Source organism: Methylobacterium sp. C33D (genome assembly GCF_053345825.1).
The window spans coordinates 94,493-107,978 of sequence record NZ_JBKFAV010000011.1 but is presented as its reverse complement, the minus strand read 5'-3'; the positions used below and the strand labels follow the sequence as shown (position 1 = coordinate 107,978).

13 protein-coding genes and 1 riboswitch are annotated in these 13,486 nt (G+C 73.0%); of the genes, 5 read left to right on the top strand and 8 right to left on the bottom strand.

What is annotated here, in order from left to right; genetic code table 11:
- The first annotated feature begins 141 nt into the window (after positions 1 to 141).
- Positions 142 to 675 carry a hypothetical protein gene (locus tag ACLBXO_RS10970; RefSeq protein WP_447685395.1) on the top strand — a complete coding sequence of 178 codons (534 nt, stop codon included), beginning with the start codon at positions 142 to 144 and terminating at the stop codon, positions 673 to 675.
- Between the two features lie 38 nt (positions 676 to 713).
- Here ACLBXO_RS10970 and ACLBXO_RS10965 read toward each other — a convergent pair whose 3' ends face one another.
- Positions 714 to 974 carry a DUF6894 family protein gene (locus ACLBXO_RS10965; protein WP_331312542.1) on the bottom strand — a complete coding sequence of 87 codons (261 nt, stop codon included), beginning with the start codon at positions 972 to 974 and terminating at the stop codon, positions 714 to 716.
- Positions 975 to 1,198: 224 nt separating this feature from the next.
- Between ACLBXO_RS10965 and ACLBXO_RS10960 the strand changes: the two genes are divergently transcribed.
- Positions 1,199 to 1,690 carry a glutathione peroxidase gene (locus ACLBXO_RS10960; RefSeq protein WP_331312543.1) on the top strand — a complete coding sequence of 164 codons (492 nt, stop codon included), beginning with the start codon at positions 1,199 to 1,201 and terminating at the stop codon, positions 1,688 to 1,690.
- Positions 1,691 to 1,702: 12 nt separating this feature from the next.
- Here ACLBXO_RS10960 and ACLBXO_RS10955 read toward each other — a convergent pair whose 3' ends face one another.
- The 4 genes from ACLBXO_RS10955 to ACLBXO_RS10940 all read right to left on the bottom strand — a co-directional run bounded on the left by ACLBXO_RS10955 (position 1,703) and on the right by ACLBXO_RS10940 (position 4,134).
- Complete coding sequence (locus ACLBXO_RS10955) at positions 1,703 to 2,038, bottom strand: hypothetical protein (protein WP_331312544.1); 336 nt, start codon at positions 2,036 to 2,038, stop codon at positions 1,703 to 1,705.
- A 123-nt stretch (positions 2,039 to 2,161) separates the two neighbouring features.
- Positions 2,162 to 2,953 carry an ATP12 family chaperone protein gene (locus tag ACLBXO_RS10950; RefSeq protein WP_331312545.1) on the bottom strand — a complete coding sequence of 264 codons (792 nt, stop codon included), beginning with the start codon at positions 2,951 to 2,953 and terminating at the stop codon, positions 2,162 to 2,164.
- Positions 2,954 to 2,999: 46 nt separating this feature from the next.
- Positions 3,000 to 3,665, bottom strand: coding sequence for an HAD-IA family hydrolase (locus ACLBXO_RS10945; RefSeq protein WP_447685394.1), 666 nt, complete (start codon positions 3,663 to 3,665; stop codon positions 3,000 to 3,002).
- 70 nt (positions 3,666 to 3,735) lie between these two features.
- The gene (locus ACLBXO_RS10940) at positions 3,736 to 4,134 is read right to left on the bottom strand and encodes a hypothetical protein (protein WP_447685393.1); all 399 of its coding nucleotides are present in this window, start codon (positions 4,132 to 4,134) and stop codon (positions 3,736 to 3,738) included.
- 201 nt (positions 4,135 to 4,335) lie between these two features.
- On the opposite strand from ACLBXO_RS10940, the gene ACLBXO_RS10935 reads away from it, so the two are divergent.
- Entirely contained in the window at positions 4,336 to 5,049 is a 714-nt protein-coding gene (locus ACLBXO_RS10935; protein WP_331312546.1) for an alpha/beta fold hydrolase, read from the top strand.
- On the opposite strand, the gene ACLBXO_RS10930 is transcribed toward ACLBXO_RS10935, so the two are convergent.
- Both ACLBXO_RS10930 and ACLBXO_RS10925 read right to left on the bottom strand, forming a co-directional pair.
- On the bottom strand, positions 5,016 to 6,410 hold the full coding sequence (locus ACLBXO_RS10930) for an RluA family pseudouridine synthase (RefSeq protein WP_447685392.1): 1,395 nt from the start codon (positions 6,408 to 6,410) through the stop codon (positions 5,016 to 5,018). The genes ACLBXO_RS10935 and ACLBXO_RS10930 overlap by 34 nt on opposite strands.
- A 142-nt stretch (positions 6,411 to 6,552) precedes the next feature.
- Complete coding sequence (locus tag ACLBXO_RS10925) at positions 6,553 to 6,987, bottom strand: NUDIX hydrolase (RefSeq protein WP_419539280.1); 435 nt, start codon at positions 6,985 to 6,987, stop codon at positions 6,553 to 6,555.
- Positions 6,988 to 7,124: 137 nt separating this feature from the next.
- A riboswitch (cobalamin riboswitch) is annotated at positions 7,125 to 7,317 on the top strand.
- Positions 7,318 to 7,602: 285 nt separating this feature from the next.
- On the opposite strand from ACLBXO_RS10925, the gene ACLBXO_RS10920 reads away from it, so the two are divergent.
- Together ACLBXO_RS10920 and ACLBXO_RS10915 are read left to right on the top strand one after the other, a co-directional pair.
- Entirely contained in the window at positions 7,603 to 9,786 is a 2,184-nt protein-coding gene (locus ACLBXO_RS10920) for a TonB-dependent receptor (RefSeq protein WP_447685391.1), read from the top strand.
- A complete protein-coding gene (locus ACLBXO_RS10915; protein WP_447685390.1) occupies positions 9,780 to 11,249 on the top strand; it encodes a PepSY domain-containing protein in 1,470 nt (489 codons plus the stop codon). The genes ACLBXO_RS10920 and ACLBXO_RS10915 overlap by 7 nt, the downstream gene beginning before the upstream one ends.
- 12 nt (positions 11,250 to 11,261) lie before the next feature.
- Here ACLBXO_RS10915 and ACLBXO_RS10910 read toward each other — a convergent pair whose 3' ends face one another.
- Positions 11,262 to 13,406 carry a TonB-dependent receptor gene (locus ACLBXO_RS10910; protein WP_447685389.1) on the bottom strand — a complete coding sequence of 715 codons (2,145 nt, stop codon included), beginning with the start codon at positions 13,404 to 13,406 and terminating at the stop codon, positions 11,262 to 11,264.
- Positions 13,407 to 13,486: the final 80 nt, after the last annotated feature.

Below are 13,486 nucleotides of genomic sequence, written 5' to 3'. Positions count from 1 at the left end.
CAAGGTCCTCGTGCGCGGGTGACCGCCGCCACACTACCGACCCGATGCCCCGGCAGGTAGCCCGGAGGATCCGCGTCCGGCCGTTGCCGGGCGCATGCCGTCAGCACCGCTCCCAGCACCGACCCTCGCCGCGCCCCACAGATGCTCGATCCGGAAGCCTACGTCGCACAACCCGCCCCCGGCCGCGCCTGCGGCGCCTGCACGCTGTGCTGCAAGGTCTACGACGTGCCCGCGGTCGAGAGCGTCGCGGGCCAGTGGTGCCGCCACACGAAGGCGGGCCAGGGCTGCGCCATCCACGCCACCCGCCCGGACCATTGCCGGGCCTTCCACTGCCTCTGGATGACGGAGAGCTGGCTCGGCCCGGAATGGAAGCCGGACCGCGCCAAGATGGTCCTGAGCCTCGACCCGCTCACCCGCAACATGAACGTGCAGGTCGATCCCGGACAGGCGAACGCGTGGCGGCGCGAGCCCTATTACGGGCAGCTCAGGCGCTGGGCCGTGGCCTCGGTGCCCCTGCGGCGGCACGTGCTGGTCCACGTCAACAAGAGCACCACCGTCATCCTGCCCGATCGCGACGTCAGCCTCGGGATCGTCGGCGCCGACGAGCGCATCGTCACCACCGACCGGATGACGCCCCAGGGCCCGAGCTTCGACGTCCGGAAGGTGCCGGCCTGAGCCGGGCGTGCGGCGGGATCTCGCAGACCGGCGCCCGCTCAGCGCTCGGTGCCGGAATGCCTGCGCATGACCGGGGATTCGACCACCAGGAACGTCATCTGGAACAGGATCAGCCCCGTCCGGTCCGTCACCTCGATCCGCCAGTCCTCGCCGAGGGCGATGCGCTGGGCGTCCTGCTTCAGGATGTCGCCGGCGCGCCGGACGGCTTCGAGCCGGGCGGATTGCCAGTCCGGCAGTTCCGTTCCCGCGGCGTCCAGGATCGTGGATCCGTCGTGGATGTTGAAGTGATAGCGCGGCATCCACACGTCCCGGTCGGGTCCAGGCGGGGGATGCAGGTACCCCTCACTCGCGGCCGTGCCGAGTCTCGTCGCCGCGATTGACGGACCCACTACGCCACCCGCGCTGGCTCGGCCATATACGGGGTTAGTGTCGGGGCCGGGATCCCGGCCCCGCGTCGCGAGTCGAGGCGATGTCGCGACGCGCGAGCCTTGCGGATCCGGCCGGTTTGCCCGAGGGATCGGCCATGACGACCGTACACGATTTCCGCGTCTCCGCGGCCGACGGAACGCCGTACCCGCTCGCGCAGCATCGCGGTCAGGTGTTGCTCATCGTGAACACGGCCTCCCGCTGCGGCTTCACACCGCAATACGAGGGGCTCGAGGCGCTCTGGCGCCGCCACCGGGACGCGGGGCTGACGGTCCTGGGCTTCCCCTGCAACCAGTTCGGCGCGCAGGAGCCGGGCGACGCCGCCGAGATCGCGAGCTTCTGCGCGCTGCGCTACGACGTGAGCTTCCCGGTGCTCGCCAAGATCGCGGTGAACGGGTCGGGCGCCGACCCGCTCTACGCCCATCTCACCCGGGCCCGCGCGGGGCTGTTCGGCACGCGGGCTGTGAAGTGGAACTTCACCAAGTTCCTGGTGGGTCGCGACGGCCGGGTCATCGCCCGGTTCGCGCCCGGGACGAAGCCCGCGGCCCTGGAGGCGAAGATCCAGGCGGCGCTGACCGAGCCCGCCTGAGCCGCGCCCACGTCAGACCGCGCCGAGATCCGCGGCTTCGGCGGAGACCGCGCGGCGCGCGTCGATCCGTTCGCGCACGCGCAGCACCGTCCGCAGGGGCGCGATCGGGAACGGGCGCACCGACTCGCGCAGGATCCCCGCCAGGAACCGGATCTCGGCAATCTTGCGCAAGGTCAGATCGGACGCGCCGCCGCTCTGAGCTCGGCGCTCGAGGTCCGAGAGGGCGTCGAACAGGGCGTATCGACCGTCCAGATCCCGGGAAGACTGCTTCGGCGCGATCAGATGAGCCAGCTCGCCTTCAAAACTGCATCGGACAGGCTGATCAGCACGCATCGTCGACTCGAACACAATGTGCGTCGACCCTAAAACAATGTTCGCGCTTTGTCAGCCGCCGGCGCCGCGCGGGCGCCGCGAATGCGGGATTGTTGCGCAATTGCATCTGCGCGACCGCCCCGCACCGCGGGCCAAGCCTCAGACGCCGGCCCCCACGAAGGCGGCGGCCGCATCGAACTCCGTCCGGCGCGCCTCGAGGCGGGCCTCAGCCTCGGCGTCGCGCCCCCAGACGGCGGCCTGATAGGTCTCGTCCACGTGGGCCGCGGCCCAGGCCTCGGCCGGTGTCAGCCGGCCCTCGAGAACTGCCAGGGCGATCAGCAGGGAGCCGGTCAGCGTGGTCAGGGTGTGCAGGCCCGCCAGCCGGAACGGGTCGGTCACCGCGTTCACGGCCGCGGAGAGCGCCCGGATCGTGTCGGGCGGCTGCGCGACGTGCATGACGCCCTCGCTCAGGATCACCCGCGCACCGAACGCGTCCCGTGCCCAGGCGAGGATCGGATCCCAGGCCTCCGCCTGGGCCGCCACGAGGCGCTCCGGGTCCCCGGCGCGGTAGGCCACGAGATCGGTCCCCGCGTAGGCGCAGAGATCCGCCGCGACCTCGGCGAGGCGGGGCGTGACGCCGTCGATCGCCGTGTTGGCCAGCCGGGTCAGGGGCATCCGCGCGGGGTCGATCGATGTGTCCTGGGCCTGCCACTCCGCCGCGACGCGCTCGGCCAGGGTCCGGCTGGGGAGGCGCAGCGGGTTGCGGGCCGGCGTGTTGGCCGGACGTCCGTCCAGGGTCAGCCGGAATCCGTCGGCATCCTCGGAGAAGCCGGCTTCCTTGTAGAAGCGGTGGGGCAGGGCCGGCTTGGCGTGGCCGCGGGCCGCCCGGACCGGATCCGGCCTGTCACCGTCGCTCGGCTGCCCGAGCCAGTCTGTCGTCTGATCGCTCATGGAGGCGAGATAGGCGCTTCCGGCCCCGCGCGCGAGCCTCCCGCCATCAGGCGCCCGTCGCGAGCCCCTCCAGGAGCAGCGCCTCCAGCGCGGCGGCGCTCGGGACGACCGTCACGGCCCCGGCCCCGTAGAGCGCGTCCGGCGGGTGGTAGCCCCAGGCGACCCCGACGGCCGTCGCGCCGGCCGCCACGCCCATGGCAATGTCGAAGGTCGTGTCGCCGACCATCAGGGTGGCCTCGGGCTCGCAGCCGGCCTCGCGGATCGCCTGCTGCAGCATGGTCGGATCCGGCTTCGACGGCGCGTCGTCGGCGCTCTGGGTGGTGGCGAACCAGCCTGCCCAGCCGTAATGCGCGATGAGCCTGTCGACGCCGCGCCGCGACTTGCCGGTGGCGAGGCCGATCAGCACGTCGGAGCGCCCGTGCAGGCGGGTCAGCAGGTCGGCCATGCCGGGGAACAGGGGCTCCTCGTGGGCGGGGTCGAGCCGCAGGCGGTTGTAGGCCTGCTTGTAGCTCTCCGAGAGTTCCGCGACCGGGCCGCCCTCGCCGACCAGGCGCCGGAAGGCCTGCGGCAGCGACAGACCCACGACAGACAGGGCCTCCCGTCGCCCCGGCGCCGGCAGGCCGTTCTCCGCGAAGGCCACCTCCTGGGCCGCCACGATCAGGTGCTGGCTGTCGACGAGGGTGCCGTCGACGTCGAAGACGACGAGCCTCATCGCGACCCACGCGCCGCGAGTCGCGCCGAGAGCCGCTCCGAGCGCGCGGGTGGAGAGAGCCGGGTCGCCGTCACGGCTTCCGGCCCGGCTGGGCCGGCGCGGCCGCGGCGGGCTGGCCGCCGGGGACCCGGGTCCGCTCGTAGCCGAGCCGGCAGCGGATCAGGAAGCGCCGGCGCTTGCCGCCGCGCAGTCCGCGCTGATGCGAGGCGCGGTTGCAGGCCGCGTAGGAGCGCCGGCGGCGCTCCGCGCGGGCACTGTTGGCCGTGCGCGGGGCGGCCTGCGCGGGCGCCGCGCCCGGCGTGGGCGCAGCGCTCGGGGCGGGCGCCGGGGCCGGATGTGGGGCCGCGGTCTCGGGCGGGTGGGTGCCGTTGGCCGTCGGCGCCGCCCTGGTCGTCTCGCCCGGGGCGGCATGCGCGATCGGCCCGGTGAGGCACAGGGCGGCGAGGCAGGCCAGCATCGCGAGCTTCATGTGTCAGGGTCTCGAACCGCCGGGAACAGGCCCCGCGGCGGATCGGCGGGGCGCGGGGCAGCATATGAGGCGGCGCGGCCGGTTGCCAAGGCATGCGCCAAACGGGACGCTCGGACCGCGCCCGACTTTCACCGGGGATGCCGCGACGCTGACGGGCGCTCGCGTGACGGCTATCCGGGGGACGGGAAGGGTGATCCGGCGATGAACCTCGTGCTGCTGCCCGGCTTCATGACCGATGACGACCTCTGGTCGGACATCGGTGAACGCCTCGCCGAAGTCGGTCCGATCACCTGCGGCGACCTCGCCCGGGACGCGGCCATCGCCGACATGGCGCGCCGCGTCGCCGCGGAGGCGCCGGCGCGCTTCGGGCTCGTCGGCTTCTCCATGGGCGGCTACGTCGCCCGCGCGGTCGCCCGGCTCGTGCCGGACCGGGTGGCCGCTCTGGTCCTCGTCGCCACCTCGTCGCGCGCCGACACGCCCGCCCAGGCGCGCCGGAAGGCCGCCGCGGTCGCCCATATCCGCCAGCAGGGCTACCGGGGCCTCAGCCGGTCGGCGATCCTCCAGTCGGTGCACCCGGACCGGGCCGGTGACGGCGCCCTCCTGAGCCGGATCCGGCAGATGGGCGACCGGCTCGGCGGAGAGGTCTTCCTGCGCCAGGCCGGGCAGGCGCGCGAATCCGATGGCGACCGCCTCGGCGCGATCGGCTGCCCGACCCTGGTCGTGGCGGCGGCCCAGGATGCCCTGAGGAGCCTCGACGAGGCACGGGAACTCCGCGACGGCATCCCGGGCGCGACCCTGACGGTGATCGACGGGTCGGGCCACATGCTACCGCTCGAAGCCCCGGGCGCCCTGGCGGACGCGATCGTGCCCTGGCTGCGGGCTCAGGCCTCCGGGGCCTCGACGATCGGGTCGTAGCGGGCGGCGTCGAAGCCCAGGAGGTTCCAGCTCTGGGCCATGTGGGGCGGGAGCGGCGCGCTCACGTCGACCGGCTTGCCGGTGCGCGGATGGGGGATGACGATCCGCCGGGCGAGCAGGTGGAGGCGGTTCTGGATGCCGCCCGGCAGCTCCCAGTTCTCCACCGAGAAGTATTTCGGGTCGCCCACGATCGGGTGGCCGATATGGGCCGCGTGGGCGCGCAGCTGATGGGTGCGGCCGGTGACCGGCTTGAACGACAGCCAGGACAGCTTCTGGGCGGCCTGATCGACCATGGCGTAGTAGGTGAGCGCGTGGCTCGCGCCCTCGTCGCCGTGCTTGGCGACCCGCATCCGCGCGTCGGCGTCGGTGGGCTCCTCCTTGGCGAGGTAGGTCGAGACCCGCCCCTGCCGGACCCGCGGCACGCCCGCGGTGAGCGCCCAGTAGATCTTCCGCGCCGCCCGGGACCGGAAGCTCTTGGCCAGCGTCGCGGCGGCGAGCCGGGTCTTGGCGATGATCAGGCACCCGGCCGTGTCCTTGTCCAGGCGGTGGACGAGGCGCGGCTTCTGGCCGTCCGGACCCGTGAGGGCGGCGAGCAGGCCGTCCACGTGCCGGACCGTCCCCGAACCGCCCTGGACGGCGAGGCCGAAGGGCTTGTTGAGGATCATCATGTCGGCATCCTCGTAGAGGATCAGCGACCGGATGAAGGCGGCGTCGTCCTGCTCGCGGGCGGGGCTGCGCGGCCGCTCGGTGGGCTGGTCGAGGCGCAGCGGCGGGACGCGCACGCTCATGCCCGGCTCCAGCCGGTCGTTCGGCTTGGCGCGCTTGCCGTCGACCCGCAACTCGCCCTTGCGGACGATGGTCTGTACCCGGGTGAAGGGCAGGAGCGGGAAGCGGGCGGTTAGGAAGCGGTCGATCCGCATCCCGGCCTCGTCCGGCTCGACCGTCAGGGTCTGCACGCCGGAGGCGAGGGTCGCGGAGGCGGCGGCGCGCTGCTCGCGCCGGGTCGGACCGGGCGCGGGGGCAAGATCGGGGGAGGGGGCCGCCGAGCGCCGGGCCGGGGGCCGGCTGCCGGGCTTGGCAGTCGCGGCGTCGCGCGGTGCGGCGGCGTCGCGCCGCGGCTTCGGGGGCCGGGCCTGCGCCGGGGCCGCGGCGGCCTGAGCGCCCCAGGGATCGCGGGTGCCGGCATCCTCGCCGCGGTTGCGGGCGGCGCGCTCGGCGGCGTCGCGGGCGCTGGTCCGCGGACCCGTGCGGGCACGGCCGTCGGCCTGGGCCTTGCCGCCCTTGAACTTGCTGGCGCTGAACTTGCCGGCCTGAGGCTTGCGCCCCGTCGGCCCGCCGCTTCTGGGAGGTCGTGTCGTCATGCTTCCGCCGGCACCCGTCTCCGCGTCGGACGGAGCGTCCGGGCGCATGGGCCGCGGCGTCGCGGACGTCCGGACCGATGGGATTGCCCGGCTGTAGCATCGCCCGCGCCGAGCGGCAAAGGCGGTGGACCGCCCCGGCCCGTCAGGCCTCCGCGTCCCACGCGTCGCGGAGCCGGGCCTTCAGGCCGGCGGGGAAGAGATCCGGACCGCCCGGCACGTCGAGCCCGTCCAGATCGCACCACCGCGCCACGCAGGCTGTGCCGGAATCCTCGTGGAAGACGAAGCGCTCCGGCCCGTCGAACCGCCCCGGCGGCAGGGCGACGGGGAACAGGAACAGCACCTCGTGCCCGACCTGCCCCTCGTGCGTGAAGATGTTCTCCATGACGCGCGGATCGCCGAGCACCGACACGGTGACGCCGAGCTCCTCCCGGAACTCCCGGATCAGGGCGTCCTCGACCCGCTCGCCGAACGCGACGCTGCCGCCGAGGGGCCGGACGCCCTTCAGCCGCCCGTCATCCGCGCGGACCTCCGCCGCGAGAAGGCTGTTGCCGCGCCGGGGCAGGCCCAGCGCCTTCACGCGAATCTCCCGAGGGGGCCGCCAGACCGTCATCCCGCACCGACTAGGCCGCCATCGGCGCGGCCGCAACGGACCGGCGCGGCGCGCGCCGATCCACGGCAACAACCGGACACACGGTTGACGCCCGGTCACGCGACGGCCAAGCTGCGCGCGACGGTTCCCCTCGGGGATCAAAAGGGAACGCGGTGAGGGGTTCGCCCCGAAGCCGCGGCTGCCCCCGCAACTGTAAGCGGCGAGCCCTTCACCACCACGTCACTGGGTCACCCCGGGAAGACGGTGCGAGGGCGGCGACCCGCGAGCCAGGAGACCTGCCGTCAGCCGTGGTCACACGCGAAACGCGCCGGGCGGGGTGTCCTGGCGGGTGTCGAGGCGCCGCCAGTCCCGAGGGGAGGCGGCGGCCGAGGCCTCGTTCGCGGTGACGTGCCACAGCAAGCGCGCCCGCGACGCCGTTCCCCATGCCCGTCTCCACCGCCCCGAGCCCCTCGAGCCCTGTCCCGGGACGCCGTCGCGCGCCCGCACCGGCTGGGCCCTCCGGACGGCCGACACGTTGTAATGTTATTACAATGCGCCTACGGTGCGGGGGCCGGCGCGCGCCGCGCACGGACCGCTTCTCCCATGTCATTGCCGACCTATCGCTCCCGCCTCGGCGGGGGGGCCCCGCTCTGCGGCGTTCTCCTCGCGCTCCTGACCGGTCCGACCGCCGCCCAGGAGGCGGTCACCCTCGATGAACTGTCGGTAGCGGGCGCGGGCGGCGACCCGGGCCGCCTGCCGCCGAACGGCCTCAACCTGCGCACGCCCGACCGCACCGCGAGCCGCCTCGGCCTGACGCCGCTGGAGACCCCGGCCAGCCTCGACATCGTGTCGGGCGAGACCGCGCGGCTGCGCGGTCAGGACACGATCGCCGAGGCCGTGACCCAGGACGCGACCGGCATCACCACCATCGCGGCGCCCGGCAACGGCAACGGCGCGTTCACGTCCCGCGGCTTCGCCGGGCCGAACTCGATCCAGCAGCTCTACGACGGCACGCGCTTCTACGTCGGCGCCAACACCGTGACCTTCCCGTTCGACACGTGGAACGTCGAGCGGATCGAGGTGCTGCGCGGGCCGTCCTCGGTGCTCTACGGCGACGGCGCCATCGGCGGCGTGATCAACGTGGTGCCCAAGAAGCCGGTCTTCGTGCCGGTCACTGCCGCCCGCGCGGTGATCGGCACCGACGGGGTCGCGCGGCTCGCCCTCGATTCCGGCGGCCCGCTGGGTCAGGCGGAGTACGGCGACACCTTCGCGTACCGCCTCAACGTCAGCGGCAACCGCGCCGACGGCTGGATGCGGCCGGAGGGCGATTTCCGCAACCTCGCCGTCTCCGCCGCGCTGCTGTTCCGGCCGAGCGCCGACCTCGCCTTCACCCTGAGCCACGATCTCGGCTACCAGGAGCCCGCCCGCTACTGGGGCACCCCGCTGGTCGAGGGACGGGTCCCGGATCTCATCCGGTTCAACAACTACAACGTTCGCGACGCGAAGATCACCTGGGCCGACAACTGGACCCAGCTCAAGACCGAGTGGTCCCCCTCGGCCGACATCACGATCCGCAACACCGCCTACCGGCTGACCAGCCGGCGCCACTGGCTCGACGTCGAGCAGTACAGCTACAACCGCGGCACCGGGCTCGTGGACCGTGGCGACTACCTGGAGATCTACCACAGCCAGGAGCAGGTCGGAGACCGTCTCGACGCCACCTTCCGGGGCGACCTGTTCGGCCTGCGAAACCAGTTCGTGGCCGGGTTCGACGTGAATCACATCGATTTCCGTCACACCAACAACTTCTACTTCGACCAGACCACGAGCGTCCCGCTCACCGGCTACGATCCGGGCTTCTTCCCGCAGAACGGCCGGGCGCGGCCGGCCTACGCCACGCAGACGAGCCAGGCCTCGGTCTTCGCCGAGGATCGGCTGATCCTGTCGGACACGCTCTCGTTCCTCACCGGCGTGCGCCTCGACGTGCCGACGCTGAATCGGGAGGACCTGCAGACGGGATCGCGGTTCGAGAAGACCTACCGGGCGCTCGGCTACCGGTTCGGCCTCGTCTACAACCCGACCCCGGACAGCGCGCTCTACGCCCAGTACAGCTTCGCCACCGACCCGGTGAACAGCCTGATCACGCTGTCGCAGTCGCTGGCCGGCTTCAAGCTCGCGACCGGCGATCAGGTCGAGATCGGCGCCAAGGGGCTGGCCTTCGACGGCGCCCTGGAATGGACCGTCGCGGGCTACCGCATCGTCAAGGACAACCTGATCTCGGCGATCCCGGGCCAGCCGACGCTGTCCACGCAGGTGGGGAGCCAGTCCTCGCAGGGCTTCGAGCTGGCGCTCGGCTGGCGCTTCGCGCCGGGCTGGCGGCTCGACGGCAATCTGGCCCTCCTGCACGCGCAGTACGACCGGTTCGACCAGACGGTGAACGGCGCCACGGTCTCGTATGCCGGCAACCAGCCGATCGACGTGCCCGAGCGCGTGGCCAACCTCTGGCTGACCTGGGACGTCACCCGCGACTGGACCGCGCGGGTCGGGCTGCAGAACGTAGGCCAAGTCTACAGCGACTTCGGCAACACGGCGCGGCGGCCGGCCTACAACCTCGTGAACGCGGTCCTGGACCATCAGGTGACGGCGGACTCGCGCCTGTCCGTGCGGGTCTACAACCTCTTCGACAAGGTCTACGCGATCTCGGGCAACGCCGTGAACGGGGTCGGCACCAACTGGCTGCTCGGGCGCCCGCGCTCGGTCGAGGTCGCCTACACGGTGACATGGTGAGCCGGCCGCGCCGGCTCGGCAAGGCGGGGCGGCGCTGGCTGCTCCTGTTCCACCGCTGGGCCGGGATCGCCGCGGGGCTGTTCTTCGCGCTGTGGATCGGCTCCGGGCTGGTGATGCTCTACGTGCCGTTCCCGGCGCTCACCGAGGCCGAGCGGCTGTCGCGGCTCGCCCCGATCGGCTGGGAGGACGTCGCGGTCGGGCCGGACGCGGCGCTGCGGGCCGCCGGCCTCGGCGGCGTGCCGGCCGCCTTCGGCCTGGAGATGCGGGGCGGGGAGCCCGTCTACCGGATCGCCGGCCGCGACGACGGTCGAGCCACGGTCTCGGCGCGGACCGGTGAGCGGCTCGGGCCCGTCACGCCCGAAGCGGCTCTGCACCTCGCGGCCTCGGGGTTCGCGAATGCCCGCGTCACCCCGGTCGAGCGCGACCAGTGGACCGTCACGGCCCGGTACGACCCGCTCCGCCCCTTCCTGAAGGTCGCCCTCGGGGACCCGGCGGGGACCGAGCTCTACGTCTCGCGGGTCACCGGCGCGATCGCCCTCGACACGACCCGGTCCGAGCGGGCCTGGAACTGGGTCGGCGCCGTGGTGCACTGGATCTACCTCACGCCCCTGCGCGCCCGGGTGGAGCTGTGGCGGACGGTCCTGCTGTGGCTGTCGGGCTTCGCGGCCCTGGGGGCGCTGAGCGGGCTGGCGATCGGGATCTGGCGCCTGCGCCTCCGGCGGCGCTACGCGGCCGGGGCCGTCACGCCCTATCGCGGCCTCGCCCGCTGGCACCACCTGTTCGGCCTCGCGGGCGGGATCGGGCTCAGCACCTTCATCCTCAGCGGCTGGATCTCGATGAACCCGAACCGCTGGTTCGCGTCGACCGCGGCGCCCGCCGCCATCGGCGCCGCCTACGCCGGACAGCCTGCGGCCCTCGGCCTCACCGCCGAGGCCCTGCGCGGCTTCGCCGGGCCCGGGACGCGCGCGCTGCGCTTCGTTGCCATCGGCGGCGCGTGGTGGATCATCGCCGACGGCCCGGCCAGCGCCTCGGCGCGCCGTGCGGATGACGGCACGGCCCTCGACGCGGCCGCGATCGCGCGGGCCGCCGGCCCGGCGCTTCCCGGCGGCCTGCGGGCGGCCGCGGAGATGACCGCCTACGACCTCTACTGGTACCCGCACGGGTCCGATCCGCGCCCGCTGCCGGTGCTGCGCCTGCGGTTCGGCGACCCGGACGCCACCTGGCTCCACGTCGATCCCCGGGACGGGACCATCCTCCAGCGCCTGGACCGCTCGGGCCGGATCAACCGCTGGCTGTTCGACGCGGCGCACCGCCTCGACCTGCCCGGGCTCACCGGCAGCCGCCCGCTCCATGACGCGGCGCAGTGGATCCTGAACCTCCTGGCGGCCGGCATCGCCCTGACCGGGCTCGTCGCGGGCTGGCGCAGGCTGCGCCGGACCCTCTCGGCCCAGGAGATCCGATGACCGACGCGACCCTCAGAACCGCGCCGTCAGGAACAGCCGCACGTTCCGCCCCGGCAGCAGGATCTCGTCCTTCTTGAACGAGGTCGAGTTGCGGATGTCGTCGTTCAGCAGGTTGCGGCCCTGGACGCCGAGGGTGATCGCGCTCGCACCGTAGACCGCGGGATCGACGGCCTTGGTGTAGCTCAGCTCGGCGCGCAGGTCGTCGTAGCCGGGGGTCGGCGTCTCGTACACGGCCGTGGCGTCGTGGCTGAAGGCGTGGAGCAGGTTCACCCGCGCGAACCACCCGTCCGCCCGCAGGTAGACGCCGCCGCCGAGCCGGTAGGGTGGGATGCGCGGCACGTTCGCGCCGTTGTCGAACTGGGCGCGGACGAAGTCGAACTGCGCCTCGATCCCGGCGAAGCCGTTGCCCACCGGCACGAGGTCGTACTGGCCGATGATCTCGGCGCCGTAGAAGGTCGCGTTCTGCTGCTGGTAGACGATCTGCCGGTTGTCGGTGCCGACGCCGCAGGAGGCGAAGTCGTCGTCGCAGGTCAGGCCCGTGTAGTTCCGGTAGATGAAGCCGGTGTAGCGGGTGAAGTAGCCGGTGGCGTCGAGGCGGAAGGGTCCCTCGGCCCGGCGGATGCTGGCCTCGACGGTCCGGGCGCGCTCCTTCTTGAGGTTCGGGTTGCCGATCTCGAAGGTCGCGGTGGCGTCGTGCGGGCCCTGCGAGAACAGCTCGTAGCCGGTGGGCCCGCGCTCGACGTAGGAGCCCGTGAGGCTCGCCACGAAGCCAAAGGGCAGGTCCTGCAGGGCGCCGATGCTGGCGCTCTTCGGAGCGAAGCGCCGGGTCCGCGCGTACTGGAACGGCTCCTGGCCGTCGACCGGCACGTAGTCGGCGGGGAACTGCGCCGCCGTGCTCGACAGTCGGTCGACCTCGTAGCGCCCGGCCGCCTGCAGCCGCGTTCCCGGGCGCAGTTCCAGCTCCTCGAACAGGTAGACCGCGTTCGCGCGCGACTCGGTCTTCGGCAGGAACGATTCGAGCTGCGTGTTGATCACGCGCCGGTCCGACTGGAAGCCCAGAGCGCCGGTGAGTCTTCCGAACGCGGTGATGACAGGGACGTGCTGGAGTTCCAGGCGCCCCTCGGCCTCGCGGTTCTTGAAGATCGCCTGGACGCCCTCGATCCCGTCGCCGCCGATCCCGACCTCGTTGTGGCGGTAGGCCGAGTAGCCCGCCCAGTAGCGGATCACCTCGAAGGGCCCGTCGAGCGGGCGGTACTCGCCCCGCGACAGGACCCGGTCCTGGTTCGGGGTCAGGCGGGTCCGGTCCTGCTCGGCGACGCCGCCCGGGATCGCGTAGACCGCGTCGTAGTGGCTGAAGGAGATGCCCGCGAAGCCGCGGTCGCCGATCGCCGAGATGCCGACCGCGCCGCCCTGCGACTCGTTGTAGGAGTTGCGCTGGATCCCCCCGGGAATCGCGTAGCTGTCGTTGGCGGTCTTGAAGCCGTCGGCGTGGACCGCGATGCCGTCGCCGCCGGCATCGACCGTGGCGGCGCCGAGGCGGCCGTTATCCACGCTGGAGAAGCCGCTGGTGACCTGACCCTGCACCCCGTTCGCCGGGATGAAGGTCGGCACTCGGTTGTTGTCGGCCGAGACGACGCCGCCGATGGCCCCCGAGCCGTAGCGCAGGGTCGCGGGGCCGCGGATCACCTCGATCCGGTCGGAGACCAGCGGGTTGACCGGCACGGCGTGGTCCTCGCCGAGGTCGGACACGCCGCCGTTGACGATGCCGTTCTCCTGGATCCGCACTCGGGCATTGTCGAGGCCGCGGATGATCGGCCGGGACGCCGCGCCCGGCGCGTAGGTCGTGCCGGAGATGCCCGGTCGGTCGAACAGGGCGTCGCCCAGGGTCCGCGGCTGGTCGCGCGCGATCTGGTCCTGGGTCACCACCGTCACCGGTGAGAACGTGTTGGTCGCCACCGGCAGGACGCCGATCGGCACCGCCGCATCCGCCGCGACCGCGCCGCGCGACGGCTGGATCGGGCTCGGGCTGGTCACGCTGATCTCGTCGAGGGCGACGGCCTGCTGCGCCCGCGCGGTGGAGGGTGTGAGGAGGCCCGCGCAGACGGTCGAGGACAGGACCGTGCTGGCGAGGAAACCGAAGCGGCGCGAGGGAGGCATCGAGACTCACACAGTGTTATATCATTGCATTGTTGCGCCCCCGCGCTCCAGCGCAAGCGTCAAACCCGCAGCCGCGAGAC

Coding starts and splice junctions, on each gene's coding strand:
- ACLBXO_RS10970 (WP_447685395.1), top strand. CDS start 142: ATGCTCGATCCGGAAGCCTACGTCGCACAACCCGCCCCCGGCCGCGCC.
- ACLBXO_RS10965 (WP_331312542.1), bottom strand. CDS start 974: ATGCCGCGCTATCACTTCAACATCCACGACGGATCCACGATCCTGGAC.
- ACLBXO_RS10960 (WP_331312543.1), top strand. CDS start 1,199: ATGACGACCGTACACGATTTCCGCGTCTCCGCGGCCGACGGAACGCCG.
- ACLBXO_RS10950 (WP_331312545.1), bottom strand. CDS start 2,953: ATGAGCGATCAGACGACAGACTGGCTCGGGCAGCCGAGCGACGGTGAC.
- ACLBXO_RS10945 (WP_447685394.1), bottom strand. CDS start 3,665: ATGAGGCTCGTCGTCTTCGACGTCGACGGCACCCTCGTCGACAGCCAG.
- ACLBXO_RS10940 (WP_447685393.1), bottom strand. CDS start 4,134: ATGAAGCTCGCGATGCTGGCCTGCCTCGCCGCCCTGTGCCTCACCGGG.
- ACLBXO_RS10935 (WP_331312546.1), top strand. CDS start 4,336: ATGAACCTCGTGCTGCTGCCCGGCTTCATGACCGATGACGACCTCTGG.
- ACLBXO_RS10930 (WP_447685392.1), bottom strand. CDS start 6,410: ATGACGACACGACCTCCCAGAAGCGGCGGGCCGACGGGGCGCAAGCCT.
- ACLBXO_RS10920 (WP_447685391.1), top strand. CDS start 7,603: ATGTCATTGCCGACCTATCGCTCCCGCCTCGGCGGGGGGGCCCCGCTC.
- ACLBXO_RS10915 (WP_447685390.1), top strand. CDS start 9,780: ATGGTGAGCCGGCCGCGCCGGCTCGGCAAGGCGGGGCGGCGCTGGCTG.
- ACLBXO_RS10910 (WP_447685389.1), bottom strand. CDS start 13,406: ATGCCTCCCTCGCGCCGCTTCGGTTTCCTCGCCAGCACGGTCCTGTCC.